The sequence below is a fragment of the Cryobacterium sp. MDB2-A-1 genome, from assembly GCF_004402675.1.
In the GTDB taxonomy this organism is placed as follows: Bacteria; Actinomycetota; Actinomycetes; order Actinomycetales; family Microbacteriaceae; genus Cryobacterium; species Cryobacterium glucosi.
On record NZ_SOFK01000032.1, the window covers coordinates 114,449 to 139,711 of the forward strand.

Annotated in this window: 24 protein-coding genes and 1 pseudogene; 14 read left to right on the forward strand and 11 right to left on the reverse strand. The window is 71.0% G+C overall.

The features are described from left to right. Positions 1 to 257: 257 nt before the first annotated feature. Genes E3O39_RS13790 through E3O39_RS13800 form a run of 3 tightly spaced genes read right to left on the reverse strand, consistent with a single transcriptional unit; the run spans position 258 to position 1,847 of the window. Entirely contained in the window at positions 258 to 806 is a 549-nt protein-coding gene (locus E3O39_RS13790) for a DUF2017 family protein (RefSeq protein WP_134448917.1), read from the reverse strand. Beyond that, positions 806 to 1,090: an ATP-dependent Clp protease adapter ClpS gene (clpS, locus tag E3O39_RS13795; protein WP_241975459.1), complete on the reverse strand. Its 285-nt coding sequence runs from the start codon at positions 1,088 to 1,090 to the stop codon at positions 806 to 808. Before clpS ends, E3O39_RS13790 begins: the two co-directional genes overlap by 1 nt. Before the next feature lie 49 nt (positions 1,091 to 1,139). Beyond that, positions 1,140 to 1,847, reverse strand: coding sequence for a YoaK family protein (locus tag E3O39_RS13800; protein ID WP_241975460.1), 708 nt, complete (start codon positions 1,845 to 1,847; stop codon positions 1,140 to 1,142). Positions 1,848 to 2,036: 189 nt separating this feature from the next. Between E3O39_RS13800 and E3O39_RS13805 the strand changes: the two genes are divergently transcribed. The 4 genes from E3O39_RS13805 to E3O39_RS13820 all read left to right on the forward strand — a co-directional run bounded on the left by E3O39_RS13805 (position 2,037) and on the right by E3O39_RS13820 (position 7,367). Continuing rightward, positions 2,037 to 3,137: an acetamidase/formamidase family protein gene (locus tag E3O39_RS13805; protein ID WP_134448918.1), complete on the forward strand. Its 1,101-nt coding sequence runs from the start codon at positions 2,037 to 2,039 to the stop codon at positions 3,135 to 3,137. Then, a complete protein-coding gene (locus E3O39_RS13810) occupies positions 3,130 to 4,776 on the forward strand; it encodes an AtzH-like domain-containing protein (RefSeq protein WP_241985082.1) in 1,647 nt (548 codons plus the stop codon). Before E3O39_RS13805 ends, E3O39_RS13810 begins: the two co-directional genes overlap by 8 nt. 75 nt (positions 4,777 to 4,851) lie before the next feature. Further along, positions 4,852 to 6,090 carry an alanine--glyoxylate aminotransferase family protein gene (locus E3O39_RS13815; RefSeq protein ID WP_134448997.1) on the forward strand — a complete coding sequence of 413 codons (1,239 nt, stop codon included), beginning with the start codon at positions 4,852 to 4,854 and terminating at the stop codon, positions 6,088 to 6,090. Continuing rightward, positions 6,087 to 7,367 (forward strand): allantoate amidohydrolase, encoded by a 1,281-nt coding sequence (locus E3O39_RS13820; protein ID WP_134448919.1) that lies wholly within the window; start codon positions 6,087 to 6,089, stop codon positions 7,365 to 7,367. The genes E3O39_RS13815 and E3O39_RS13820 overlap by 4 nt, the downstream gene beginning before the upstream one ends. Before the next feature lie 14 nt (positions 7,368 to 7,381). Here E3O39_RS13820 and E3O39_RS13825 read toward each other — a convergent pair whose 3' ends face one another. After that, complete coding sequence (locus tag E3O39_RS13825; protein ID WP_241985083.1) at positions 7,382 to 8,059, reverse strand: NTP transferase domain-containing protein; 678 nt, start codon at positions 8,057 to 8,059, stop codon at positions 7,382 to 7,384. Positions 8,060 to 8,132: 73 nt separating this feature from the next. On the opposite strand from E3O39_RS13825, the pseudogene uraD reads away from it, so the two are divergent. The 3 genes and pseudogenes from uraD to E3O39_RS13840 all read left to right on the forward strand — a co-directional run. Continuing rightward, a pseudogene (uraD, locus tag E3O39_RS13830) lies at positions 8,133 to 8,591 on the forward strand (2-oxo-4-hydroxy-4-carboxy-5-ureidoimidazoline decarboxylase); the annotation flags it as partial. 201 nt (positions 8,592 to 8,792) lie between these two features. Next, positions 8,793 to 9,119, forward strand: coding sequence for a hydroxyisourate hydrolase (uraH, locus tag E3O39_RS13835; protein WP_134448999.1), 327 nt, complete (start codon positions 8,793 to 8,795; stop codon positions 9,117 to 9,119). A 158-nt stretch (positions 9,120 to 9,277) separates the two neighbouring features. Further along, positions 9,278 to 9,691, forward strand: coding sequence for a hypothetical protein (locus E3O39_RS13840; RefSeq protein WP_134448920.1), 414 nt, complete (start codon positions 9,278 to 9,280; stop codon positions 9,689 to 9,691). Between the two features lie 38 nt (positions 9,692 to 9,729). On the opposite strand, the gene E3O39_RS13845 is transcribed toward E3O39_RS13840, so the two are convergent. The 4 genes from E3O39_RS13845 to add form a co-directional block, all read right to left on the reverse strand. Continuing rightward, entirely contained in the window at positions 9,730 to 11,196 is a 1,467-nt protein-coding gene (locus E3O39_RS13845; protein ID WP_134448921.1) for an amidohydrolase family protein, read from the reverse strand. A 41-nt stretch (positions 11,197 to 11,237) separates the two neighbouring features. Next, the gene (gene pucL / locus E3O39_RS13850; RefSeq protein WP_134448922.1) at positions 11,238 to 12,143 is read right to left on the reverse strand and encodes a factor-independent urate hydroxylase; all 906 of its coding nucleotides are present in this window, start codon (positions 12,141 to 12,143) and stop codon (positions 11,238 to 11,240) included. A 40-nt stretch (positions 12,144 to 12,183) separates the two neighbouring features. Then, the gene (gene allB, locus E3O39_RS13855; RefSeq protein ID WP_134448923.1) at positions 12,184 to 13,662 is read right to left on the reverse strand and encodes an allantoinase AllB; all 1,479 of its coding nucleotides are present in this window, start codon (positions 13,660 to 13,662) and stop codon (positions 12,184 to 12,186) included. Positions 13,663 to 13,870: 208 nt separating this feature from the next. After that, positions 13,871 to 14,899: an adenosine deaminase gene (gene add / locus E3O39_RS13860; protein WP_134448924.1), complete on the reverse strand. Its 1,029-nt coding sequence runs from the start codon at positions 14,897 to 14,899 to the stop codon at positions 13,871 to 13,873. 239 nt (positions 14,900 to 15,138) lie between these two features. Between add and E3O39_RS13865 the strand changes: the two genes are divergently transcribed. The 5 genes from E3O39_RS13865 to E3O39_RS13885 all read left to right on the forward strand — a co-directional run bounded on the left by E3O39_RS13865 (position 15,139) and on the right by E3O39_RS13885 (position 19,578). Continuing rightward, a complete protein-coding gene (locus E3O39_RS13865) occupies positions 15,139 to 16,239 on the forward strand; it encodes an ABC transporter substrate-binding protein (protein ID WP_134448925.1) in 1,101 nt (366 codons plus the stop codon). A gap of 104 nt (positions 16,240 to 16,343) precedes the next feature. Beyond that, positions 16,344 to 17,165 (forward strand): ABC transporter ATP-binding protein, encoded by an 822-nt coding sequence (locus E3O39_RS13870; protein ID WP_134448926.1) that lies wholly within the window; start codon positions 16,344 to 16,346, stop codon positions 17,163 to 17,165. Next, positions 17,165 to 17,977, forward strand: a complete 813-nt coding sequence (locus E3O39_RS13875; protein WP_134448927.1) for an ABC transporter permease — start codon at positions 17,165 to 17,167, stop codon at positions 17,975 to 17,977. The genes E3O39_RS13870 and E3O39_RS13875 overlap by 1 nt, the downstream gene beginning before the upstream one ends. Continuing rightward, positions 17,977 to 18,828 carry an ABC transporter permease gene (locus E3O39_RS13880; protein WP_241975463.1) on the forward strand — a complete coding sequence of 284 codons (852 nt, stop codon included), beginning with the start codon at positions 17,977 to 17,979 and terminating at the stop codon, positions 18,826 to 18,828. The genes E3O39_RS13875 and E3O39_RS13880 overlap by 1 nt, the downstream gene beginning before the upstream one ends. A gap of 90 nt (positions 18,829 to 18,918) precedes the next feature. After that, positions 18,919 to 19,578, forward strand: coding sequence for a class I SAM-dependent methyltransferase (locus E3O39_RS13885; protein ID WP_134449001.1), 660 nt, complete (start codon positions 18,919 to 18,921; stop codon positions 19,576 to 19,578). A 65-nt stretch (positions 19,579 to 19,643) separates the two neighbouring features. Here the strand turns inward: E3O39_RS13885 and E3O39_RS13890 are convergent, their stop codons facing one another. The 3 genes from E3O39_RS13890 to E3O39_RS13895 all read right to left on the reverse strand — a co-directional run bounded on the left by E3O39_RS13890 (position 19,644) and on the right by E3O39_RS13895 (position 23,924). After that, positions 19,644 to 22,442, reverse strand: coding sequence for a molybdopterin cofactor-binding domain-containing protein (locus E3O39_RS13890; protein ID WP_166787361.1), 2,799 nt, complete (start codon positions 22,440 to 22,442; stop codon positions 19,644 to 19,646). Next, complete coding sequence (locus E3O39_RS19050) at positions 22,439 to 23,308, reverse strand: FAD binding domain-containing protein (RefSeq protein WP_166787362.1); 870 nt, start codon at positions 23,306 to 23,308, stop codon at positions 22,439 to 22,441. Before E3O39_RS19050 ends, E3O39_RS13890 begins: the two co-directional genes overlap by 4 nt. Before the next feature lie 112 nt (positions 23,309 to 23,420). After that, on the reverse strand, positions 23,421 to 23,924 hold the full coding sequence (locus E3O39_RS13895) for a molybdenum cofactor biosynthesis protein B (RefSeq protein ID WP_134448929.1): 504 nt from the start codon (positions 23,922 to 23,924) through the stop codon (positions 23,421 to 23,423). A 79-nt stretch (positions 23,925 to 24,003) separates the two neighbouring features. Between E3O39_RS13895 and E3O39_RS13900 the strand changes: the two genes are divergently transcribed. Then, positions 24,004 to 24,408: a molybdopterin-binding protein gene (locus tag E3O39_RS13900; RefSeq protein ID WP_134448930.1), complete on the forward strand. Its 405-nt coding sequence runs from the start codon at positions 24,004 to 24,006 to the stop codon at positions 24,406 to 24,408. Next, positions 24,405 to 25,259 carry a molybdate ABC transporter substrate-binding protein gene (gene modA / locus E3O39_RS13905; protein ID WP_241985084.1) on the forward strand — a complete coding sequence of 285 codons (855 nt, stop codon included), beginning with the start codon at positions 24,405 to 24,407 and terminating at the stop codon, positions 25,257 to 25,259. Before E3O39_RS13900 ends, modA begins: the two co-directional genes overlap by 4 nt. Positions 25,260 to 25,263: the final 4 nt, after the last annotated feature.

Below are 25,263 nucleotides of genomic sequence, written 5' to 3' on the forward strand. Positions count from 1 at the left end.
GAAGTGCGCGACGCTGGTGGTGCTGGGCCAGCTCGTGCGGCACAGACGGCGTTCGGATTCTCCCTGACGAAGAGTCACCCCGGGGTCTGCCTACCCAATACCGAATGGTTGGTAGGTATTCACAAATCTAAGATCGCCGGAAGGCCTTGTCAAGTCGTCCACGATCCCCGCCCACCGCCGGCCCGCCCACCGCCGGCCCGCCCACCGCCGGCCCGCCCACCGTCTGCTCTGCCACCGTCTGCTCTGCGGTCGTCTGCTCAGCGGTCGATGGCGTAGACGAGGGACTCCTGGACCATGCCGAGCCACTCGTAGATGCTGCTGAGCAGCGGGGCCTCGTCGGCGTCGAGGTGCTGTTCGCCGTCGGGGGAGATCTGCAGACGCTCGGCAAGCGTGAGCCGAAGGTCGGTGAGCGTGCGGAGCCAGGACTGCACGCCGACGTCGTCGAGGGCGATCGGCATCGGCGGAACCTCGAAGCGGTCGTCCAGGAAGGGCAGCGACGGTTCGTCGGCGATCTTATCGAGGGGTTCCTCGCCGAGTGAGGCGAGCAGGACGCGGGCGTTCGCGAGCTTGCCGTCGAGGAGATCCCCGGAGGTGAACCGGCGGAACTCTGCCGAGGCTTCGGCGTCGTCAGGGTAGGCGTCCGGCAGCAGGCGTCTCAGCGCGGGATCGGCGCTGGTCCCGAGGGCATGGGTCTCCGCGGCGAGCAGGAGCTCGATCAGCTGGCTCGCGGCGAGCCGGAGCAGCCCGAGCTCGACCGATTCGAAGCTCGCGGACACCGTTCCGGCCGGGTCACGGGTGAAGAGCATCAGGAGTCCTCGCGCGAGAGCGTCGCCCAGAGCCCGAAGCCGTGCATCGCCTCGACGTGGCGCTCCATCGACTCCCGGTTCCCGGTGGAGACAATGGCCTTGCCGGAGTTGTGCACCCGCAGCATCAGGCGTTCGGCCTCCTCGGGGGCGACCCCGAAGTAGCTGCGGAACACGTAGGACACATAGGACATCAGGTTGACCGGGTCGTCCCACACGATGGTGACCCAGGGGCGGTCGAGGGAGACGGCTTCACGCAGGTCCGATTTTTCAGAAGTCTTCGGCACCGGTTAAGCCTCACACGCCGGGGTCATTCCCGCCACCAAGACCGGAAACTCATGCACTCGCTCTGTTTTCCGGCGCATGGTGCGGGCGCCCGGCCGCATGCCCGAGCGACGCGACGACGAGGGTGATCACGGCAGAGAGGGCGACGCCCCAGCCGATGTGCACCGAGAGCAGCAGGGCCCCGACGGCGGCGCCGGCGCAGATCAGCAGGATCGCGGCCACCCGGCGGAACCAGGGCTGGCCCTTTCCTCCGCCGAGCCTCGAGTCGGCGGCCAGTCCCGTGATCGTCGACGTCACGACGACCGTCGTGACGTCCTTGACCCCGATGTGCCGGGCGACCCCGGCCTGGAGTCCCATCATCGCGGCGAGGAGGCTCGTGATCACCAGGTCGAAGGGCTGTGGCGGATGCCCGCCCCCGAGGAACAGGGCGATCGCCAGTCCCGCCATGATCACGCCCTGCACCGCGAACAGCACCGTCGCGTGGGTCGTCCAGCCGATCGCAACGGGCCGCAGCACCCGCCCGCCGACGGCGGCCCCGAGCATGAAGGTGAACAGGGCGAGCAGCGGGCCGAGCACAGGCAGGTTGCTCGCGCCGGCGAGGGCCATCCCGAGGATGACGACGTTCCCCGTCATGTTGCCGGTGAACACCTTGTCGAGCCCAAGGTACCCGACGGCATCCGCCAGGCCGGTGGAGAACGTCAGCGCGAGCATGAGGCCGAGGTGGAGGTTCGCGGGATGGCGGCGGAGCTTCTCGAGCACGGGTGATCCTTCGGGACGGGGACTGCTGCAATTGTTTCCTGGAGGTAAAACTCATGTCGATCGTGTCAACAGTGACCTGAAACGTACCGGCTGGTCGAATGGCACGCAAACGGGAGATAGCCTCGATCGCGAGGCACCAATAGTGTGAAGAACCACGTTCTTGTTTCCGTGTTCCTGGAAGGCGCTCCCATGTCGCACGTCGTATTGCAGCCCGGCATGGGGAGCATCGCGCCCGGGCACTACCTTCCGGCCACCCCCCAGACCGTGCTGTGGGGACGCCTGCCCTGCGCAGCGGATGCCGCGGTGTTCTCGATCGGATCCGGTGACACAGTCACGATCGACACTCTCAGCCACGAGGGACTGCTCGAGGACCAGGGTCGGGACCCGCTCGCCTTCTTCGGCGGCCACGGCATCGCAGCGGGCGATGTGCTGGCGGATGCCGTCGCGCTCGCCGCAAGCAACTACCCGCGGGATGCTGAGGCGGACGGCCCGCACGTCGTGACCGGGCCGATCGAGGTGCGCGGGGCGCTGCCGGGCGACCTGCTCCGGATGACCCTGCTCGAGGCGACTCCCCGGGTGCCGTACGGCGTCATCTCGAGTCGCCACGGTCGCGGGGCGCTCCCCGGCGAGTACCCCGTCGGACCGGGGACGGTCTCCGTGTTCACCGAGGTCGACACCGATCCCGACTTCGGGACGGAAGCCGGGGCGCTCTTCGGCACCCTCCCGCTCGTTCCCGGTGGCGACCGGGTCGTGCGCTTCCCGCTCGACCCGTTCCTCGGCATCATGGGCGTCGGCGTCGCGGGAGACGCCCGGCCGCACTCCGTCCCGCCGGGCGCGCACGGCGGCAACCTCGACATCAGCCTGCTCACCGTCGGCAGCGCGCTCTACCTGCCCGTGCAGGTGCCTGGCGCGCTCGCCTACGTCGGCGACCCGCACTTCGCCCAGGGCGATGGCGAGGTGGCGCTGACCGCACTCGAGGCCAGCCTGCGGGTGCGCATCCGCTTCGACGTCATTCCGGCGGTCGAGGCGGCTGCACTCTTCGGCGAACTGACCGGACCGCTCGCCGAGACGGGCGAGTTCCTCGTGCCGACCGGCCTCGACCCCGACCTCGACGAAGCGATGCGGGCCTGTGTGCGCGCCGCGATCGCCCTGCTCGGGGCGCGGTACGGCATGGACCCGACCCTCGCGTACGCCTACCTGAGCGCGGCGACCGACTTCAACATCTCCCAGGTCGTCGACCGTGTCACGGGCGTGCACGGCCGTATCCGGACGGCGGACTTCGGTGCCTGAGCGCACCCTCGCACCCCACCTCGTGCCGACCTCGGTCACGGGCGAGCTGCCGGCCGGCCTGCTCAGCGCATTCGAGGACTACGAGGCCGCGCTCGCCGCCAATGACCTCGGGGCCCTCGCCGGGTTCTTCGTGCCCGGACCGCACACGCTCCGCGGCGACGCGGCCGGCCTGCTCGTCGGGAGTGATGCGATCGCCGGGTTCCGCGCCGGCCGTCCCGGTGTCGTGCGGCGCAGCATCCGCTCGTTGCACGTGCGCGCCATCGGGACAGACCACGCCCTGATCGTCTCGGAGAACGAGCCGTTCGCCGGCGGGGCCGGGCTCGTGACCCAGCTGTGGAGCCGGACAGCCGCGGGCTGGCGGATCGAGACCGCGCAGGTCGCAGCGTCCGCTCCCGCGATCGACCGCAGCATCTGGCGGGTGGCCGGCACGCCGCTCGTCGCCGGCGAGGCCGGCGGGACCCTCGCGGGCGTTCGGGTCGCGGTCAAGGACCTCTTCGACGTGGCCGGGTTCGCGGTCGGGGCGGGGAACCCGTCCTACCTCGAGAGCGCGACACCCGCGACCGCGAGCGCGCCCTCGCTGACCGCACTCCTCCGGGCAGGGGCCAGCGTGATCGGCATCGCGCAGACCGACGAGTTCGCGTACAGCATCGCCGGGGCCAACGTGCATTCGGGCACGCCCCCGAATCCGCGCGTTCCGGGTGGGCTTCCGGGCGGTTCGTCAAGCGGGCCGGCCGCCGCCGTCGCTCTCGGCCAGGCCGACCTCGCCCTCGCCACCGACACCGCAGGGTCGATCAGGGTGCCGGCCTCGTACCAGGGGCTCTGGGGGCTGCGCACGAGCCATGGCGCCGTCAGCCGCGACGGGGTCCTGCCGCTCGCGCCCTCATTCGACACGGTCGGCTGGCTCGCGAGGGGCCAGGAGGTGCTCAGGACCGCCGCAGCGGCCTCGCTCGACACCGACCGGCAGCTGCCGGTGCTCGCCCGGTTCGCCGTGTGCGCCCAGACCGTCTTCGCCGCGGACGAGGGCGTCCAGGCCGCGTTCGTCGACGCGGTCGACCGCCTCGAGAGGAGCGGACACATGTCCGCGGTCGAGATCATCTCCCTCGACCCGCTCGCCGACCTGTTCGAGACCTTCCGCACCGTGCAGGCGGCCGAGGCCTGGCGGGCCCACGGCGACTGGGTCGACGCCCACCCCGGGACGCTCGGCCCCGACGTGCGCTCCCGTTTCGCGTTCGCCTCCCTCATCGACGAGGACGAAGCCGCCGGGCACCGGATCGACCTCGCCGAGGCCAGGGAACGGCTCGACGCGGCCCTCGACGGCCGGATCCTGCTGCTGCCCTCCGCCTCGTCGACCGCGCCGGCCCGCACCGCGTCAGGGGCCAGGATCGAAGCGATCCGCACCGCGACACTCTCACTGACCTGCCTCGCCGCGATCGGCGGATACCCCGCCGTGTCCCTTCCCGGCCTCTCCGTCGCAGGGGCGCCGCTCGGGCTCAGCCTCGTCGGGCCGCGGCACAGCGACCTCGCGCTGCTCGACCATGCCGCAGGCCTTTCCCAGGGGCTGGCCGCCGAAGTCGCGGCGGATGTCGGGACCGGCACGGCGGGGATCGTGGGTAACACCGTGGAAACGCTCCGTGCCTAAGCTGATGATGTGACGTATCCGCTGCAGTCGACCCCCGTTCCGAGCCTTCCGATCAACCCGCCGCAGCGCCTGCTGATGGGGCCGGGGCCGATCAACGCGGATCCCCGGGTGCTGCGCGCCATGTCCGCGCAGCTCGTCGGCCAGTACGACCCGGCGATGACGGGCTACATGACCGAAACGATGGGCCTGTACCGCGACGTATTCCGCACCGGTAATGAACAGACCCTCGTGATCGACGGCACCGCGCGCGCCGGGATCGAGGCCGCCCTCGTCTCGCTGATCCAGCCGGGCGACCGCGTGCTCGTGCCCATCTTCGGGCGCTTCGGGCACCTCCTCCGCGAGATCGCCGAACGCGTCGGCGCCGAGGTGCACGTGCGCGAGGTGCCGTGGGGCACCGTGTTCACGCCCGCCGCGATCGAACAGGCGATCATCGAGACCCGGCCGGCGCTGCTCGCGATCGTGCACGGCGACACCTCGACGACCCTCGCCCAGCCGCTCGACGAGCTCGGCGACATCTGCGCCAGGCACGGCGTGCTCTTCTACACCGACGCGACGGCCTCGCTCGGCGGCAACACCTTCGAAGCGGATGCCTGGGGCCTCGACGCCGTGACCGCCGGCCTGCAGAAGTGCCTCGCCGGGCCATCCGGTTCTGCGCCGGCAACGTTCTCGGCCCGCGCCGTCGACGTGATCGAATCCCGCCGGAGCATCGAGGCCGGGATCCGCGAACCCGGGGACGCGGTGCTGTCCAACCGGATCCGCTCGAACTACTTCGATCTCGCGATGCTCTTCGACTACTGGGGTCCCCGTCGGCTCAACCACCACACCGAGGCGACGACCGCCCTCTACGGCGCCCGGGAGTGCGCGCGCCTCCTGGTCGAGGAGGGGCTGGCGGACGCCGTCGCCCGGCACCGGCTGCACGGCTCGGCGATGCTCGCGGGAGTGCACGGGCTGGGGCTTTCCGTCTTCGGCGACCCGGCCCACCGGATGAACAACGTCGTCGCGGTCGAGATTCCGGACGGCGTCAACGGTGACGCGGTGCGCGGCTCCCTGCTCGAGGACTTCGGCATCGAGATCGGTACCTCCTTCGGTCCGCTGCACGGCAAGGTCTGGCGGATCGGCGTGATGGGCTACAACGCCCGCAAGGACACCGTGCTGACCACCCTTGCGGCGCTCGAACAGGTGCTCCGGCGCGCGGGGGCATCCGTCACGGGCGGCGGGGGAGTCGGCGCGGCCTGGGACCTGTACGCCGACGCGGACCGTGCCGGTGCCGACGCCTCCGGGGCCGCCGCCGACGCAGCTGCGGTGCTCTCATGACGGCGGCGGTGCCGACGGTGTCGGATGCCGACGCGGCCGTGATCCTCGCCCGGTGCGAGGAACTCGCCCGGCACTCGTCCCTCACCGACGGGATCGAGCGGACCTACCTCTCCGCGGAGCACGCCGCCGTCAACTACCGCGTCGCCGGCTGGATGGCCGCTGCCGGACTCACGACCTGGCAGGATGCCGCGGGCAACCAGTGCGCACGGCTCTCCGGCCGCACCCGCGGGCTTCCGGCCCTGATGCTCGGCTCCCACCTCGACACCGTGCGCGCGGCGGGCCGCTACGACGGCATCCTCGGCGTGCTCGTGGCCATCACGGTCGCCGGGCGGATCGCCGCCTCCGGCCGCCCGCTGCCGTTCGCCCTCGAGATCGCCGCATTCGGCGACGAGGAGGGCACCCGCTTCGGCACGACCCTGCTCGGCAGCCGGGCCGTCGCCGGCACCTGGCTCGAGTCCTGGTGGGACCTGCGCGACGCGAGCGGCACGAGCCTCCGCGAGGCATTCGCCGCCTTCGGGCTCGACCCCGCCAAGGTCGGCGACGCCGCCCGCGCCCCACAGGAACTCGTCGGCTACCTCGAGGCCCACATCGAGCAGGGGCCCGTGCTCGAGGAGGAGAACCGCGCCCTCGGCGTCGTGACCGGGATCGCAGGGGCCCGTCGTTTCCTGTTGACGGTCACCGGGTCCGCCGGGCACTCCGGGACCCCGTGGCCCCGCCGCCGCGACGCCCTCGCCGGGGCCGCGGAGTGCATCACCACGATCGAACGCATCGCCCGCGCCGAGGGTCTCACCGCCACCGTCGGCCACCTGAGGGTGTTTCCGGACGCCGTCAACGTCATCCCAGGGAAGGTCGAGTTCAGCCTCGACCTGCGTGCGCCGGACGACGCCGACCGCGACAGGGGCTGGACCCTGATCGAGGACACCCTCACCGACGTCTGCGCCACGCGCGCCCTGCACCTCGACAGCAACCAGGTTCACGAGGCGGCTGCCGTGGCCTGCTCGCCGCGGTTGCGTGCGGCGATTGCGGCGGGCATCCGCTCGACCGAAGCTGGCGCGGAGGCCCCGGCCGAGCCGGCCCCGCGCGAGCTGCCCTCGATCGCCGGTCACGACGCGATGGCGATCGCCGCGATCACCGACGTCGGCATGCTCTTCGTGCGCTGTGCCGGCGGCATCAGTCACCACCCGGACGAGTCGGTCACCGCGGCCGACGTCGCCCTCGCCGTTGACGCCCTCGAGGCCGCCGTCCGAGCCCTCGCCGCAGACTACCCGGCCCGGTAGTCACCTCGCCGCGGTCACGCCTCTGGCACGCCGGGGAGCGTGTCGACGTCGGCGCCCGTCGTGAGGTCGCCGCACTCGACCGGGAGCACGCCGTGGGCGAGCAGAAAGGGCCGCGCCCCGGTGTCGCCGGTGAGCTGCGCCCGCAGCGGTTCCCAGTGCGCGCGCCCGATCAGCACCGGATGCCCCGGCCGGCCGCCGAAAACGGCCTGCCTCAGGCTATCCGGGGTCACGCCCGCGTCAGCGTCGAGCACCCGCGCGACCGTTGCGGCGTCGAGGTCGGGGACGTCCACGGGAACGACCGCAACGGCGCCCACGGCTCCGGCGAGACCGAGGACCGTGTCGATCCCCGCGTGCAGTGAGGCCGACAGCCCTTCGGCCCAGTCGGCGGCATGAACGACGAGCGTCGCGCGGTCGGGGCCGGCAACCGCAGGGGCCGCCGCGTCGATCAGACCCGCCTCGGTGAGCAGCGCGGCGGCCGCGGCACCCTCGGCTCCGAGCACGACGACGACGGGGGAGCAACCCGCCGAGCGGAGCACGCGGACGGTCCGTACGAGCCACGGCACACCGTCGGCCCCGCGCACGAGCGCCTTCGGTTGCCCGAACCGGGAACCGGCCCCCGCTGCCAGCACAAGCCCCGCGACCGGGGCTTTCCCGGCATCCGCCCGGTCGCGCGCTGCGTCTGCATTCACCATGCCCGCCATCGTATGCGCTCTCGCCACGGGCACTCTAGGCTGGACCAGGACGAGGGGAACTGCCATGAAGAGGATGTCGACACCTGAGCTTCGCGAGGCGCTCCTGACCTGCCTGGCCGTACCCCGCTGGGTCGACGAGGTCGCGTCGCAGTCACCGTTCGATTCGGCAGCCGCCCTGCTCGCCGCCGCCCGCACGGCCGCGACACCGCTGAGCCGAAGCGAGATCGACGAAGCGCTGTCCGCGCACCCGCGGATCGGCGAGACCCCGCGGGGAGACTCGCAGGCCGCGCGGTTCTCCCGCAGCGAGCAGTCATCCGCCGACGCCGCAGACTCCACCCTCGCCGCGGCCATCGCCGAGGGCAACCGGGCGTACGAGGAGCGGTTCGGCCGGGTCTTCCTGATCCGCGCATCCGGCCGGTCGCGCACCGAGATCCTCGCCGAACTGCACCGGCGCCTCGCGCTCGACGACGCCGCCGAGTTGAAGATCGTCGGCACCGAACTGCGCGACATCGCCCTGCTCCGGCTGGCCACGCTCGCCGGAACCGTCGCAGAACGCCTCGCCGCCGAGCGGGCCGCCCGGAACGGCGCCGCCGACTCGCCGGACTCCGAGGATCTCGTCGCGAGCGTGGTCGCCGACGTCGTCGCCGCGACGGCGGCCGCCGGCACCACGACCGCTCCGGCGACCCCTTCCGCCGCCGCGACCGCCGCCGCGACCGCGACTCCCCGAAGCCGCATCACGACCCACGTCCTCGACGCCGTGTCCGGCCGGCCCGCAGCCGGGGTTCCCGTCGAGCTCGAGCGGAAGCTCGAGACCGGCTGGCACGTGCTCGCGAACGCCGGCACGGATGCCGACGGCCGGGTCTCCATGCTCGGTCCCGTCGATCTCCCCGCCGGTCGGTACCGCCTCACCTTCGACACCGGGCGCTACTTCGCCGGAACCGGCCAGCCGACCCTGTACCCGGAAGTCTCGGTGACCATCGACCTGACCGACCCGGCCGAGCACTATCACGTGCCGCTGTTGCTCAGCCCCTTCGCGTACTCGACGTACCGCGGCAGCTGACCCGAGCGGCTGACCGAGGCGTCTGCCCGCCCCTGACCGGCCAAAGTCATCCGGGACGACCGCCGGATGAGAGACTGGCGGGGTCGGTGTCCTCACTCGTTCGCACGTGCGGTGATGCGTGCCGAAGTTCGGCCCGACCAGTGTTTCAGGAGGTGCTCGTGTCCAGGATCCGGGAACGACTGCCGGTCTCACCGGCCAACACCCTCATCGCATGCGCCATACTGATCGGTGCCGTCATCGCTGCGCTTCAGGGCAACGTGGCCGGCGCGTTCGCCCTCCTCGGGGCCGCGGTGTTCTGGGTCGGCGTCGCCCGCTATGCCCGCCGGGCCACCGCACGGGACAGGGACCGGATCGGCACCTTCGAATACCGCGACGCTCGTGACCGGGCACTCGGGAGCCGGGCATTCGCAGGTGTCGGAGTGGTGGCGCTGGCCTGGTCCGGACTCGACGTGATCGGGATGGTCGCGACCGGCCACAACGACGGGACGGCGACCATTCGTTTCCTCGTGCTCATTGCCGCGTTCTCGATCGCGCTCGCGAATGCCCTCGAGAAGGAGCACCCCGAGCCCTGATCGGCGCCGGGAGCTCGGTGCCGCGGGGCGGGGCCGCGCTACTCGGGGGCGAGCACGCGGCGTCCACGCACGAACACTCCCGTGATCGCGGGCTGGCGGAGCGCGAGCAGCAGGGCGAAGAGGGTCTGGTCCGTGGCCATCCGCTCGTCGTCTGCCCGGATGCCACGGTTCAGGACGGTCGCAAGCGGCTCCCAGCGGTCCGGTTCGATGAGCAGGAAGTCGGCGTCCTTGCCCACGTCGAAGTTGCCGAACCTGGCCTCCATGTCGAGGGCGCGGGCGCCGGCAAGGGTGCCGGTGAAGAGCAGCGCGGCGGGGTCGAGCGAGAGACCGGCGTCGCCCGGCTCCGACAGGTGTACCTTGAAGCAGTCGTTGAGCACCCGCGAGACCAGCCACTCGTCGCCGGCGCCGATGTCCGAGCCGATCGCGACGTTCACGCCGAACGAGGTCGTACGCAGCCACGGCATCGTCCCGGAACCGAGGAACTGCTGCGAGGTCGGGCAGTGCGCCACCGAGGTGCCGGTCTCGGCGAGCCTGGCGAGCTCGGCATCCTCGCAGTGCACGGCATGGGCGAGGATGCTGCGCCGACCGAGCAGGCTCGACCCGCCCCGCTTCGACCCCGGCAGGAACAGCCCGTCGTAGGTGTCGAGGTAGGTGTCGACCCCGTACACCGCCTTCACGGCGTCGATCTCGCCGGTGCCGGGCCGGTTGTTCTCGTTGAGGTGCGAGTGGAAGTACACGCCGCGCTCGCGCGCGTCGTCGTAGAGTTCGCCGAGGCCGGCGAGGGTCTTCGGGGTCACCGAGAGGCTGAACCGGGGCACGACCGCGACCTGCAGCAGCGCCGTCGCGGGGTCGCCGGTGTCGACGGCGTGCCAGCGATCGATCTCGGCCCCGATCAGGTCGAGGGCCTCGGCCTCGCCGGTCAGGAGCGCGCCGGCAGGGCCCGACCCGACGGTCTGCACCCCGCGGCCGCTGACCAGGCGGAGCCCGGCGGCCTGGCTCTCGGCGAAAAGTGCATCCTGGGCGTGCGGGAACGCCGACCCGAAGACGAGGGCGCTCGTGGTGCCGGCCGCGACCCGTCGCCGGGTGAAGTCGCGGGCGATGCGCGCCGCGAACTCGGGGTCGCGCAGCCGGGTCTCGGCGGGGAACACGCAGTTGTCGAGCCACTCGAGCAGCTGGCCGCCGCCGTAGGCGTCGGTCGAGTAGGTCTGCGGGTAGTGCAGGTGGGTGTCGACGAAGCCGGGCAGGATGAACCCGCCGCGGTTGTCCGTCACCGGGTGGTCGCGGAACGCGGCCGGAAGAGCGGCGAATGGCCCGACCCAGGCGATTCTGCCGTCCGCACCGGTGACGAGGGCGCCGTCGGGCAGGGAGACGAGGTGCTCCCGGGCGTCGGCGACCACCGGGGATCCCGCGATGTGGAAGACGTGACCGCGATAGACGTGGGCGGTCGGCGCGGGAACGGCCGACGGATCGGGGGAGGCCGCAGACGCCGGCGCGGGGGTGCTCATCACAGCCATCGTACGGGCGGACCCGCAACGAAAATGACCACCTAGACGAGCCCCGTGTACGAGTCCCAGGCGGATCCTGCGTCCGCGGCGTCGTCGTGCAGCACGGTCGCCTGGATCAGCCCGTACGGGCGGTCGGCCGCGTGGTACACCTCGTTGTCGTTGGCCACGCCGAAGGGGGAGAGGTCGTAGAGGAAGTGGTGCTTGTTCGGGGCGGACAGGCGCACCTCGGCGACCACGGGAAAGGCCTCGAGCACGGCCCGGCCCATCTCGTAGAGGGTCTGCTGCAGGGCCAGGGAGTGCACGGTCGCGAACTGGGTGACGAGCACCTGCTTGATGCCGTCGTAGGTGGCCTCCCAGTCGACATCCGTCGTCGAAAAACGCCAGCCGGCCGTGAGCGAGGTCGCCATCACCCGGTCGGAGGTCGGCTGCAGGAGCGTGTACGGATCCTGCATGAAGCCGGCGAACTCGGAGCCCGTCGACTTGAGGATCACGAGGTCCTTGAGCCCGCCGACCACCCAGGTGCGCCGGTCAGCGCCCCTGCCCTCGACCGTGATCGCCGCCGTGCGCACCTCCTGGCCGCGCCGCACCCAGGTGTGGTCGTGCTCACTGCCGTCGATGAGAACCCGTTGCCAGGCGAACTCCTCGATCTCGACCCTGGCGGTGTGCACGGGCTCGACCGTGTCGACGAAGTGGGCGGCGAGGTCGAGGCCGTAGTTCTCGATCGAGAGCAGCCCCTTCTCTTTCGCGAAGGAGTATGCGGTCTGCTTCTGGGTGTCGGTCGGCAGCACGTTCAGCTGGTCGCCCGCGAGGTGCGCACTGGCGAAGTCGCCGCGGAGCGCGGTCGAGACGCTGATGTCGTGGATCTCGTGCCGGGGGGAGTCGCGGTAGATGCGCACAACCCGGTTTTCCGCTTTTCCGTACCGGTTGGGTCCGAGGATGATCGACATCGGGTGGTGCTCCTTCTGGTGGGTGGGGAAGGGTGGGGATTCAGAGCGTGGGGGCCGGGCGCGTGGGGGCCGGGCGCGTGGGGGCCGGGCGCGTGGGCGCCGGGCGGCGGAGCAGGGCGCCCCGGGGAGGGTGTTCCGGGCGGGCGGATGCCGCGGGCGACGTGATCCCGTTACCCGCCCCGGTGTCGTGCACGAGCGCGCCGGCGAGCCAGGTGCCGTGCACCCGTCCCCTGAGCGTCGCGCCGTCGAACGCGCTCACCGGGTTCTTGTGCTGCAGGGCGCCGACGTCGACCGTGAACGACTCCTCCGGCGCGAAGGAGACGAGGTCGGCATCCGCCCCCGGCCGGATGATCCCCTTGCCGGTGAGCCCCGCGAAGCGCGCCGTCGCGGTCGACATCCAGCCGATCACCCGGTCGAGGCCGATCCCGGCCGCGCCGGCGGCCGTCCAGACCGCGGGCAGGCTCAGCTCGAGGCCGGAGATCCCGCCCCAGGCGAGGCCGAAGTCGCCACCGTGGCCGAGCTTGAGCTCCCGGGTCGCTGGCGAGTGGTCGGAGGCGACGAGGTCGATCGTGCCGTCGAGCAGGCCGGCCCAGAGCAGCTCGCGGTTGGCGGCGTCCCGGATCGGCGGGCAGCACTTGAAGGCCGTCGCTCCGTCCGGGATCTGTTCCGCGGCGAAGGACAGGTAGTGCGGGCAGGTCTCGACCGTGATCGGCAGTCCCTCTGCCCGTGCCGCCCGCAGCCGCGGCAGCGCGGCGCCCGCCGAAAGGTGCAGGATGTGCGCGCTCACGCCCGTGCGGCGGACCGCGTCGATCACGCGGTCGATCGCGCTCGCTTCGGCCTGCGGCGGGCGGCTCGCGAGGAAGCCGGCGTAGGAGCGCCCGGTGGCCGGCGGGGCCGCGTCGAGTTCGGCGGGGTCTTCGGCGTGCACGAGCAGCAGGCCGCCGAATGCGGAGATCTCGGCGGCGGCCGCGAGGAGTTCCGCGGAGGAGAGCGCGGGGAACTCCTCGACGCCGGAGGGGGAGAGGAAGGCCTTGAACCCGAATACACCGGCTGAGTGCAGCTCGCGCAGGGTGCCGAGGTTGCCGGGGACCGCCCCGCCCCAGAAGCCGACGTTGACGCTCGCCTGCGGGCCGGCGGCCGCACGCTTGAGGTCGAGGCCGCTGACCGTCGTCGTCGGCGGGATGCTGTTGAGCGGCATGTCGATCACCGTCGTGACCCCGCCGGCCGCGGCGGCGCGGGTGGCGCTCGCGAAGCCCTCCCAGTCCGTGCGACCTGGCTCGTTGACGTGCACGTGGGTGTCGACGAGACCGGGCAGAAGCACGCGCCCGCTCGGCAGGCGGATGTCCGTGGCCGCCCCGTCGGACAGGCCGGAGTCAGCGATCGGCCGGGTCTCGACAGGTTCGTCGATCGGCAGGATCGCGGTGACGATCCCGCCCGTGATCGTCACCGCCCCGCGCACGAAGCCGGCAGGCGTGAGCACGGCGTCCGCCCGGATCACCCGGTCGACTCGTTCGCGCATCTGTCCTCCTGCCTGCTGGAATCTCAGGCCGTGACGCTGGCCAGATGGTCTAGCAAACACCCTGGTGAGGACCGCGGGGTGCCAATCGGGACTCTTGAAACGCGATCGTCACACGCCGGACGGTTGTCCGTAATACGGGCCCCGCCGCGCCTCCCTGGCAGGGTTCTGCGGGACCGGTTTCGCGGGCCGGACCGGCCTCCGGTCCCGGCTAGGCCGGGTTCGCCGCGAGGAAGGCGTCGATCTCGGAGAGGTACCCCTGTCGGTCGGCGTCGGACAACCAGCTCGCCTCGAAGGAGTTCCGGGCCAGCTGGACGAGCTCGTCCCTGCCGATGCCGGCCTGCCGGGCGAATGCCGTATAGGTGTCGGCGACATAAGCCCCGAAGTACGCGGGGTCGTCGGAGTTGAGGGTGACGAGCACGCCGAGGCCGAGCAGCTCGACGATCTCCCTCGCCTTCATGTCCGAGGTCACGAAACTGTTCGAGACCGGGCAGCAGGTCAGGCCGATCCGGCGTTCCCGGACGAGGGCGACGAGCGCCGGGTCCTCGAGGATGTTCGTGCCGTGGTCGATCCGGTCGACCCTGACCTCGCCGAGCACCTGGCGGATGTTCTCGATGCTGCCGACCTGGTCGATGTCGCAGTGCATCGTGAGCCTGAGGCCGGCCTCACGGGCGAGCCGGAAGACCTCGGCGAACTTCGCCGGGGGATTGCCGCGCTCGTCGGAGTCGAGCCCGACGCCGACGATCAGGTCGCGGTAGGGCAGGGCGGCCAGCAGGGTCTCGTGGGCGCTCTCGGCGGATGCGTCACGCAGGAAACAGAGGATCAGCTCGGCGGAGAGACCGTAACCGGCCGCATCCGCTGCAGCACGGTGCAGTCCGGTGATCACGGTCTCGAAGGGCACGCCGCGCGTCGTGTGCGCCTGCGGGTCGAAGAAGGCCTCGACGTGGCGGACCCCGTCTGCGGAGGCGCGACGGAAGTACGCGGTGGCGAGGTCGTAGAAGTCCTGCTCGGTGATCAGCACGTTCATCGCGGGGTAGTACACCGCGAGGAAGCTTGCGAGGGAGTCGAAGGCATAGCTCGCGCGCACCTCCTCGACCGTCGACTGGCCGATATCGACACCGTTGCGCGTGGCGAGGGCGAGTTTGAGGTCGGGTTCGAGGGTGCCTTCGAGGTGCACATGCAGCTCTGCTTTGGGCAATCCGGACACAAACGCGGCAGTAGGCTCAGTAACGGACGGCATCGGGGCTCCTTTTCGGGCGGACGCCGTGACCGTATCACGCGGCAGATGCACTTTTCCTCCCGCGACGGGTACCCAGCATGCTGCAACACGACGGAAACACTGTCGAGGTCGCAGCGTCATCTGCGGGGCCTAAATTCAGGGAACCCGCACGTGTGCCGCACAGCATTACACAGCAGCCGTCTTCCCTGACGGCACCCCCCCAACGGCACCCCACGAGCATCATCGAGAGGAACAGCTTCATGACCCGGACCCAAGGTTTAACAGCACACCGTTCACCGGCAGGGCGTCCCGCCCGTCGCATCCTGCAGGGAATCGCCGCTGCGGCAGCCGTGACCATCGCGCTCACCTCCTGCGCGACGAGTTCCACGCCGGCAGCCTCGGCTTCCGGTGCGCCCGCGTCCTTCGGCACCGCGAGCATCCAGCTGTCCTGGATCAAGAACACCGAGTTCATGGGTGAGTTCCTCGCCGACTCCAACGGCGACTTCACCAAGGCCGGCTTCGATTCCGTCGACCTCATCGCCGGCCCGGCATCCGCTGAAGCCGGCGTCATCTCCGGCACGGTCGACCTCGGCATCGGCAACGCGATCTCCACCGGAACCGTCATCGCGAACGAAGGCGCCCCGATCAAGATCATCGGCGCCACGTACCAGAAGAACCCGTTCTCGATCCTCTCGCTCGCCAAGGTGGGCAACATCAAGACCCTCGCCGACCTCAAGGGCAAGAAGATCGGCGTGCAGGCGAGCAACCAGAGCCTCTGGGACGCGTTCCTCAAGGTCAACAACATCGACCCGACCTCGCTGACCACCGTCCCCGTCGAGTACGACCCGACCCCGCTCTTCAACGGCGAGGTCGACGGCTGGTTCTCCTACCTCACCAACGAGGGCATCGACGCAGACCTCAAGGGCCTCGGCCCGGTCAACCTGCCGCTCGCCGACAACGGGCTCCCGTTCGTAGCGGAGACCTTCACGGCCTCCGACAAGGAGATCTCGGGTGACCGCGCGAAACTCAAGGGCCTCCTGATCGCCGAGATCAAGGGCTGGGCCGCCGCCATCAAGGACCCGGCCGCCTCCGCCAAGCTCACGATCGACAAGTATGGGGCAGACCTCGGCCTCACGATCGAGAAGGAGACGAAGCAGGCCACGATCCAGTCGACCGACCTCATCGTCAGCGACGACACCGTCAAGAACGGCCTCTTCACCATCAGCGATAAGCTGCAGCAGGAGAGCATCAAGACGCTCGCTGCCGCCGGTGTCACCATCACGGCCGACAAGCTCTTCGACATGAGCCTGCTGTCCGAGGTCTACGCGGAGAACCCCGACCTGGTCAACTACGCCAAGTAGGCGGTTCCTCTTCAAGCACGACAGCACCACCAGCAGTACGCAGGCACACCGAAACGAGGCCGCCCCGAAAGCGGCCGACGACGCCCAGTAAAGGAACGCACCCTGTGAGTACGACCGATGCCGGTGTCCAGAGCAACGCTCTGGGCACCGGCCTCCACATTTCCGGGCTCCACAAGGTCTTCACCGTGGGCCGGAAGGAAGTCTCCGCGCTCGAGGACGCGACCCTGCACACCGACAAGGGCAGTTTCCTGTCGCTGCTCGGCCCGTCCGGCTGCGGGAAGTCCACGATCCTGCGCATCCTCGCCGGCCTCGAGGAGCCCACGAGCGGCACCGCTAAGGTCGACGGCAAGACGCCCGCCGAGCTGCGCAGCGGCCACGAACTCGGCATCGCCTTCCAGGACGCCGCGCTGCTGCCCTGGCGCAGCGTGCGCGGCAACATCAAGCTTCCCTTCGAGGTCGCACGGATGCCCGTCGACGAGGACTACGTCTCCGAACTGATCAACCTGGTCGGCCTCAAGGCCTTCGAACACGCCAAACCCGCGCAGCTCTCCGGCGGAATGCGGCAGCGGGTGTCCATCGCCCGGTCGCTCGTGCTGAAGCCCTCCGTTCTGCTGCTCGACGAACCCTTCGGCGCCCTCGACGACATGACCCGCCAACGCCTCAACATCGAACTCCTCAGGATCTGGACCGAGAAGCCCGCGACCACGATGATGGTCACGCACGGCATCTCGGAGGCCATCTTCCTCTCGGACCAGGTCGCGGTGATGAGCCCCCGACCCGGCCGCATCAAGGAGGTCATCGACATCGACCTGCCCCGTCCGCGGCATCCGGACATGATGCGCTCCCACGAATTCCACGCCCTGCACGACCGCGCCTCCGAACTGCTCTTCAGCCCCGACGCCCTCTCCGTGGCGGAGACGGACTGATGCGCGGTCTCGCCTCGTTCCGCACGCTCCCGGCCTGGGCGACCGGGCTGATCGGCGTCGTCGTCGTCATCGTCCTGTGGTGGCTCGGCGCCGCCACGATTTTCCGCGGCATCGGCACCGTACCCGGCGGGGCGATCCCGACACCGGGCGCCGTCGTCGCCCAGCTCGTCTCGGACGGGTGGGCGTTCTACCTGTCCCACGTGTCGATCACCGTGGGTGAGGCGATCGTCGGCTTCCTCTGGGGCAATGCGGCCGCGCTCGTCCTCGCCGGCCTCGTGCTCGTCGTTCCCCGGATCGAGAAGGTCGCGCTGCAGATCGCGGTCATCACGTACTGCATCCCGATCGTCGCGATCGGCCCGATCGCCTACATCGTGATCGGCGCCCCGCGCGGCGGTGAGCTTTCCGGCACCGCGATCTTCCTCGCGGCCATGTCCGTGTTCTTCACGACCGTCGTCGGTTCCCTCGTCGGTCTCAAGGCCGCGACCCCCGCGAGTCTCGACCTCGTCACCGTCTACGGCGGCGGACGGTTCATGCAGCTCCGCAAGGTGCGGCTGATGGCCGGGCTGCCGAGCGTGCTCTCCGCCCTGCAGATCGCGGCCCCCGCCGCGCTGCTCGGCGCGATCCTCGGCGAATACCTCGGCGGCGTCGACCGTGGCCTCGGCATCGCGATGCTCGCGGCCGGGTCCGCGGCGAACGTCGACAGGGTCTGGGGGCTCGCGCTCGTCGCCGGTCTCCTCGCCGGTCTCGGCTACAGCCTCTTCGGACTGATCAGCAAGCTCGCGACACCCTGGCTGACTGGACGGAGCTCCTGATGGCCCTCGAGACCATGTCGGCGGCCCGCCCGCCGAGCGCAGCGAAGGTCGCCCGCGGCCTCGGCGCCGTCATCGGGCGCGCCGCGCTCACCGGCCTGATCACCCTCGTCATCGTCCTCGTCGCCTGGCAGGGCCTGATCCTGCTTCTCGGGGTGTCCCCGTTCATCGCCAAGGGACCCCTTGACGTCTGGAACTGGCTGTTCACCGTTCCGAACGCCGCCGTCAACCGCACGACGATCCTGACCAACCTCACCGTCACCCTCGGGGATGCCTTCCTCGGCTTCGTCGCTGGCCTCGTCGTCGCCCTCGTGCTTGCGATCGCGTTCACGCTCTCCCGCGGTATCGAGAGCGCGCTGATGCCGATCGCGCTGCTGTTGCGCTCGGTGCCTCTCGTCGCCCTCGTGCCGGTGATCAGCCTGATCACCGGGCGCGGACCGAGCCTCGTCGTCGTGATGGGCGCGATCGTGGTGCTGTTCCCCGCGCTCGTGAACATCGCGTTCGGGCTGCGGTCGTCGTCGCCGCAGATCAACGACGTCATCGCGGTCTACGGCGGCAACGCCTTCACGGCGCTCCGCAAGGTCGCGCTGCCGAGCTCGCTGCCGTCGTTCTTCGCGGCCGTCAAGATCTCGATCCCCGGCGCGATCACCGGCGCGCTCCTCGCCGAATGGCTCTCGACCGGACAGGGCCTCGGCCACGGCATCGTGATCGCCGTCGCCCAGGTGAAGAACTACGAGGTGTGGGCATCCGTCGTGGCGATCACGCTTGTGTCGATCGTGCTGTACGGCGTCGCGCAGCTCGTGGAGAACCTCGTGCTGCGCCGGATGGGCATGGAGAGCAGCACCGGGGCCTAGCCTCGCGCTCGGCGGTTGCGACAGCCGTAGTGGGCGCATCGGCGCGGGACTACTGTTCCTGGCATGGAGACGTCACAGAACCGTAAGCCGATGGGCAGTCTCAAGACTCCGACCCCGGTGCTCAAAGCACTGGCCGCCCAGCTCGGGCATCCGAGCGGGTGGCGAGGGCGGCTGGTGGGGCGGATGCTCAACCGACGCAACCGGGGAATCATCCGCGCCGCCGTGGACGCACTCGAGGCCACGCCGGATGCCCGGCTCGCCGATGTCGGTTTCGGCGGCGGTGTCGGGATCGAGCTGCTGCTCGACACGGTCGGACCGGACGGGCACGTCGCCGGAGTCGACCAGTCGGAAACGATGGTCGATGCCGCGCATCGGAGGTTCCGCGACGACCTCACCGCCGGTCGGCTGTCGCTGTTCGAGGCGTCGATGGAGTACCTCCCGCTCGCGGATGCGAGCCTCGACGGGGTGATCACCCTCAACACGTTCTACTTCCTGCCTGACCTCGGCCGGGCGGCGGCCGAGTTCGCGCGCGTGCTCCGGCCCGGCGGCCGTCTCGTGGTGGGCGTTTTCGACCCGGCCGCGATGCAGCGGATGCCCGTGGTCGAGCACGGCTTCCGGGTGCGTCCCACCGAGGAGATCACCTCCGCCCTCGAGGCCGCGGGCCTCGTGCAGACCCGGCATCTCCGTGTCGGACACGGCCCGGACGCGTACCACCTGCTGCTCGCATCGCCTGCCCCCGCCCGCGCGTAGCGAGGGGTACCTTTCCGGTCGAGGGGTACCCGTGCACCGGGCGCTCTCGACCGGAAAGGTGACTCTCAGGGGTGCATCAGACGCCAGATGCGGTCTCGGGACATCGGCAGCTCGTACGGGCGGATGCCGATCGCGTCACGGACCGCGTTCGCGAGCGCAGGAGCGACCGGGTTGTACGGCGACTCGCTCATCGACTTGGCGCCATAGGGGCCGAGGTCGTCACTCGTCTCCGCGAAGTACACCTCGGTGACGGGCAGGTCCGCGAGCAGGGGCACGTGGTAGTTGCGCATCACGCTCGTCGTCACGGTGCCCGCGCCGTCGAGCTGGACCTCTTCGTAGAGCGCCGTGCCGATCGCCTGGGCCACACCGCCCTCGATCTGGCCGCGGCACTGCGCCGGGTTCATCACGACGCCGGCATCCGCGGACTGGATCGACTGCAGGATCCGCACCTCGCCGGTGAGGGTGCTCACGGCGACCCGGAAGGCCTGCACGTTGAAGGCGACCGAACGCACGGCGCCCTCCTCGGAGCTCGTGCCGCGGAGAACGGTGCCGGCCGCCGCGCGCGCGGCGAGGTCGGTGAGGGAAACGACGGTGCTGCCGCAGCGGAGGCCGTCGGGCTCGAGGAGCCAAGCGTCGGCGGGGGCGCCGGGGTGGGCATCCGTCGCCGCCTGCCGGAGCACGGCCGCGAGTGCGGTCGCCGCACCCAGCACGGCCTTGCCGGCGACGACGATGCCGGCCGAGCCGAACGCGCCGGTGTCGTAGCCGATCGTGTCGGTGTCGGACTGCAGGATGTCGATCCGGTCGGGGCTCGTGCCGAGCGCGGTCGCGGCGAGCTGGGTGTGCACGGTCGTGGTGCCGTTGCCGAACTCGGCGGTCCCGACGCGCACGGCGTAGCGGCCGTCGCTACCCAGAGTGACGGATGCCTGGGCGAAGTGTCCGCGCGGCGGGATCGTCGCGATCATCGCGGTCGCCATGCCCTCGCCGACCCGCCACTCGGGTCCGTCGGGTACGGGCGTGTCATTGCCGCGGGCGAGGGCGGCCTCGGCGAGGTCGAGGCACTGGTCGAGCCCATAGCTGCCGAAGATCAGGTCCTCGCCCTCGACGTGGGTGACGACGAGCGGGTCGCCCGGACGCACCGAGTTGAGCCGGCGCAGGTCGAAGGGGCTCATGCCGAGGTCGCGGGCGAGGTCGTCGAGCGCCGATTCGACACCGAAGATGACCTGGCCGAGACCGTAACCGCGGAAGGCGCCGGACGGGAGGTTGTTCGTGTAGACGCTGCGGGCATCCACCCGCTTGTTGGGCACGGAGTACAGGCTCACCGACTCGGAGCTGCCGTGGTACATGACGCCGGGCCCGTGGTTGCCATAGGCGCCGGTGTCGCTCAGCAGGTCGAGGGCGAGCGCGGTGAGGCGACCGTCGTCGGTCGCGCCGAGAGTGACGCCGACCCGCATCGGATGCCGGGTGGGCGCGACCCGGAACTCGTCGGCGCGGCTGAACTCGTACTGCACCGGGCGCCCGGTCGCGAGAACCGCGAGGGTGACGAGGTCCTCGGTGAGGATCTCCTGTTTGCCGCCGAACCCGCCGCCGACGCGGGCGGTGAAGACGCGGACCGCGGCCGGGTCGAGGTCGAAGACGCGGCAGATCTCGCGCTGCACGAGAAACGGCACCTGGGAGCTCGTCCGCAGCACGAGCCGCTGCTCGGGGGTGCCGGCGTGTTCGAGCCAGCCGATCGTGCCGTGGGTCTCGAGGTGGGTGTGGGCGACCCGCTGGGTCTGCCAGGTGCCCGTGACCAGGTGGGTCGCCTCGCCGAGGCCGGCCTCAAGGTCGCCGTACTCGCCGTGCAGCTCGGCCACGAGGTTGCGGGAGGGATCGGCGACGCGGCTCGCCGCGGCATCCTTTTCGCCGTGCACGAGGGGAGCGCCGGGCTCGGCGGCGCGGGCCGGGTCGAAGACGGCGGGGAGCAGGTCGTACTCGACGTCGATCAGGCGACAGGCGGCCTCGGCGATCGCGACGGTGTCCGCGACGACGGCCGCGACCCGCTGGCCGCGGAACCGGAGCACCCGGTCGAAGACGAGGGTGTCGTCGGGGTCGTCGTTGCGGTCCTCGTGCCGGGCCGTCGAGAACAGGGTCGCGGGAGAGTCGGAGTGGGTGAGCACGGCACGCACTCCGGGCAGGTCGGCGGCTCGCCCGGTGTCGATCGAACGGATGCTGGCATGCGCGTGCGGACTCTGCAGCACGCTCACGTGCAGCAGGCCGGGCACCGCGACGTCGAGCGTGTACGGTTCGAGTCCGCTCACGACCCGCTCGCTCGCCGGGGCGTGCGTGGAGGCGCCGACGTAGCCGCGGGCCGGCGTGGGCGTCGCGCGGGCGCCGGTGCGGACTACGGGACCGAGGCCGTCGGGCGGAAGGGTGCACGGGGCCGAACCGTCGGCCGGGGTGTGCCGCCCGCGGACGGCGTCATCGATCGCCCGGTAGCCCGTGCACCGGCAGATGTTGCCCTTGAGCAGGCGCGGCAGGTCCTCGAGGTCGTGCTCGGTGAGCGTGGACGCGGTCACGACCATGCCCGGGGTGCAGAAGCCGCACTGGAAGCCGGCGTGGTCGACGAAGCGCTGCTGCACGGGCGCGAGGTCACCCGGCGTGCCGAGGCCGGCGGCGGTCGTGATCGCGGCGCCCTCGGCGCGGAAAGCCGGGTAGATGCAGGAGTGCACCGGGGTGCCGTCGACGAGCACCGAACAGGCGCCGCAGTCGCCGGTGTCGCAGCCCTTCTTCACCTCGAAGTGCTCGAGTTCGCGCAGGAAGGTGCGCAGGCACTGCCCGGGCGCTGCCGCGGCGTCGACCCACTGGCCGTTGATCTCGAACCTCACGGGCGGGCCTCGCTTCCGGTCGCGGGAGTCTCTGCCGATATCGCAGCTGGAACGGTTTCCGGGCCCTCGAGCTGCTGGCGGATCTCCTCGGCGAGCACGGCGCTGACCGCGGCGCGCCAGTCGGCCGCGCCGTGGGCATCCGTGAACCAGGCGTCGATGCCGTCGACGCCGGCACGGAGCGCGGACGCGGTCGGCAGGGTTGCGTAGCGCAGCTGCACCGGCCGGAGGGTCGCGGCCGTGACGGTGAGGGTGAAACGGCCGTCCCGGTCGAGGCGGCCGATGACGACGGCGCCCGAGCGGCCGATGGGGGAGAGTGCGATCTTGCGGAACGCGGTGCGGGCGCGCAGCGACGCGTCCGGGATGTGGATGGAGCGCAGCACGTCCCCGGTGCGCAACACGGTGGTCATGTCGCCGGTGACGAAGCCGGCGGCGGGAAGGCGCTCGTCGCTCCCGTCGCGGCGCCAGACGAGCACCTCGGCGTCGAGGGCCGCGGCGAGGCTCGTCATCGGGCCGGCGGGGAGGGCGGTAGCGAGGTTGCCGCCGACGGTTGCGACGTTCCAGACCTTGAATGAACCGTAGAGAGCGGTGCAGCATTCGAAGAGCAGCGGATGCGCGGTCCAGCCCGGCCGGGTCGGGAGCGCGGCGAGCTGGGCAACGGTGCACGTCGCGGCGATCTCGAGGCCCTCAGGGGTCACGGTCAGCGCGGGCCAGCCGAACGACTGCAGGTCGACGAGGCCGGTGAGGTGAACCCTGGGATCGGCGAACAGCTCGGAACCGCCCGCGAGGGGAGCGACCGTTTCGCCGAGCAATCCCAGGTCGGCGCGCTCGCGGGCGGGCGTGATCGTCACAACGGTAGTGAGGTCCATTGCTGCTCCAGTCGTCCCGGGCCGAGTATCCAGTCAACCGCATTTCCGGGTCGGTTTCGTCCACGGTACCCTCCCCATCCGGGGGTGCGCCGCCGGGGTCGTGCAGCGCTCGTCAGTGGTCGCGGCCGTGGAGCTGGTCGATGAGGTGGGGAAGCACGTCGTCGAGCACGGCGAGACCGTCGCGCACGCCGCCGGTCGAGCCGGGCAGGTTCACGACCACGGTGCGACCGCGGGCGACGCCGACGTATCCGCGGGAGAGCAGGGCGAGCGGGGTGGATGCCGCGCCCCGGCGACGGAGCTCCTCCGCGAGTCCCGGGATGAGCCGGTCGAGGTGCGGCAGCGTCTGCTCGGGCGTCTCGTCGTGCGGGCTCACGCCGGTGCCGCCGGTCGTGATCACGAGATCGCAGCGCGCGGCGATCGCGGCGCCGAGGGCCTGGCCGACACGGTCGCCGTCCGGCACGACGTGGAGGGCGTCCACGGTCCAGCCCCTGTCGACGAGCCAGGCGTCGATGACCGGCCCGGTGCGGTCAGGATAGATGCCGGCCGCAGCGCGGGTCGACGCGACGATGATCTGCGCGACGCGCGGCGTCGCATCCGTCGGGGTGTTCGTCGTCATGTCCCCAGTGTGCCGCACGGACAGCCGATCGAAGCGGAACGGGCAGCGAATCCGTAGATGAGGGAATATAGTGCTGCTTATGTCGCAAATACGGATTCGCGAGGCCGCCGGGTTCCTCGGCGTGAGCGACGACACCGTGCGTCGCTGGATCGACAACGAGGTGCTGCCGGCCACGACGGATGCCGCCGGCCGCATGGTCGTCGACGGCGTCGACCTCGCCCGCCTCGCTACCGAACACGCCGCCGTGCCGACCGACCCGTCCGGCACGGCGAGCTCGGCCCGCAACCGGTTCGTCGGACTCGTCACGCGCGTCGTGAGCGACCCGGTGATGTCCCAGGTCGAGCTGCAGTGCGGGCCGCACCGCGTCGTCTCCCTGATGAGCACAGAGGCCGTGCGGGAACTCGGCCTCGTGCCCGGGTCCGTCGCGGTCGCCGTCGTGAAGGCCACGACCGTGATCGTCGAAATCCCCCAGGAGCATTCGTGAGCACTCGCCGTCACCCCGCTCGACGTCACCCCGCTCGCCGTTACGTTCTTGCCTCGCTTGCCGTCCTGGCCGTCGCCGCGCTGACGACGGCGTGTGCCGGCCCGGCCGGGGCCGGCGCGTCCGCGTCCGCGTCCGCCGCGGCATCCGCTGCGTCGACGGGTGCCGCGAGCCGTGCGCCGGAGACCCTGACCGTCTTCGCTGCGGCCTCCCTGAAGAAGACCTTCACCGAGCTCGCGACCGAGTTCGAGGCCGCGAACCCCGGCGTGACCGTTGCGCTGAACTTCGCCGGTTCTGCCGACCTCGTCACCCAGATCACCGAGGGCGCCCCCGCCGACGTCTTCGCCTCTGCCGACACGAAGAACATGGCCAAGCTCACCGATGCCGGCCTCGTCGCAGACGCCCCGACGGTGTTCGCGACCAACACCCTCGAGATCGCCGTACCGCCGGGCAACCCGGCCGGCGTCACGAGCTTCGCCGACCTCGCGAACCCCGCCACCAAGGTCGTCATCTGCGCCGCCCAGGTGCCCTGCGGCGCCGCGACCACCACGATCGAGAAGGCGACCGGCGTGACCCTGATGCCCGTCAGCGAAGAGAACGCCGTCACCGACGTGCTCGGCAAGGTCTCCTCCGGTGAAGCGGATGCCGGCCTCGTCTACGTCACGGACATCGCCGGAGCGGGTACGAGCGTCCTCGGCATCCCGTTTCCCGAATCCGGCTCGGCCGTGAACTCGTATCCGATCGGCGTCGTCGCCACGAGCCCGCACCGCGACCTCGGGACCCTGTTCGCGGACTTCGTGACCGGACCGACCGGGCAGAAGGTGCTCGCGGCCGCCGGCTTCGGCACCCCGTGAGCGT

Excerpts from the sequence above, each read along its gene's own strand:
- allB (WP_134448923.1), bottom strand. The coding sequence starts at position 13,662 with ATGCGCGAACGAGTCGACCGGGTGATCCGGGCGGACGCCGTGCTCACG.
- E3O39_RS13865 (WP_134448925.1), top strand. The coding sequence starts at position 15,139 with ATGACCCGGACCCAAGGTTTAACAGCACACCGTTCACCGGCAGGGCGT.
- E3O39_RS13895 (WP_134448929.1), bottom strand. The coding sequence starts at position 23,924 with ATGACGACGAACACCCCGACGGATGCGACGCCGCGCGTCGCGCAGATC.
- E3O39_RS19050 (WP_166787362.1), bottom strand. The coding sequence starts at position 23,308 with ATGGACCTCACTACCGTTGTGACGATCACGCCCGCCCGCGAGCGCGCC.
- E3O39_RS13815 (WP_134448997.1), top strand. The coding sequence starts at position 4,852 with ATGGGGCCGGGGCCGATCAACGCGGATCCCCGGGTGCTGCGCGCCATG.
- E3O39_RS13790 (WP_134448917.1), bottom strand. The coding sequence starts at position 806 with ATGCTCTTCACCCGTGACCCGGCCGGAACGGTGTCCGCGAGCTTCGAA.
- add (WP_134448924.1), bottom strand. The coding sequence starts at position 14,899 with ATGCCGTCCGTTACTGAGCCTACTGCCGCGTTTGTGTCCGGATTGCCC.
- E3O39_RS13820 (WP_134448919.1), top strand. The coding sequence starts at position 6,087 with ATGACGGCGGCGGTGCCGACGGTGTCGGATGCCGACGCGGCCGTGATC.
- E3O39_RS13845 (WP_134448921.1), bottom strand. The coding sequence starts at position 11,196 with ATGAGCACCCCCGCGCCGGCGTCTGCGGCCTCCCCCGATCCGTCGGCC.
- E3O39_RS13880 (WP_241975463.1), top strand. The coding sequence starts at position 17,977 with ATGGCCCTCGAGACCATGTCGGCGGCCCGCCCGCCGAGCGCAGCGAAG.
- E3O39_RS13875 (WP_134448927.1), top strand. The coding sequence starts at position 17,165 with ATGCGCGGTCTCGCCTCGTTCCGCACGCTCCCGGCCTGGGCGACCGGG.
- E3O39_RS13805 (WP_134448918.1), top strand. The coding sequence starts at position 2,037 with ATGTCGCACGTCGTATTGCAGCCCGGCATGGGGAGCATCGCGCCCGGG.
- E3O39_RS13825 (WP_241985083.1), bottom strand. The coding sequence starts at position 8,059 with ATGGTGAATGCAGACGCAGCGCGCGACCGGGCGGATGCCGGGAAAGCC.
- E3O39_RS13900 (WP_134448930.1), top strand. The coding sequence starts at position 24,004 with ATGTCGCAAATACGGATTCGCGAGGCCGCCGGGTTCCTCGGCGTGAGC.
- pucL (WP_134448922.1), bottom strand. The coding sequence starts at position 12,143 with ATGTCGATCATCCTCGGACCCAACCGGTACGGAAAAGCGGAAAACCGG.
- E3O39_RS13885 (WP_134449001.1), top strand. The coding sequence starts at position 18,919 with ATGGGCAGTCTCAAGACTCCGACCCCGGTGCTCAAAGCACTGGCCGCC.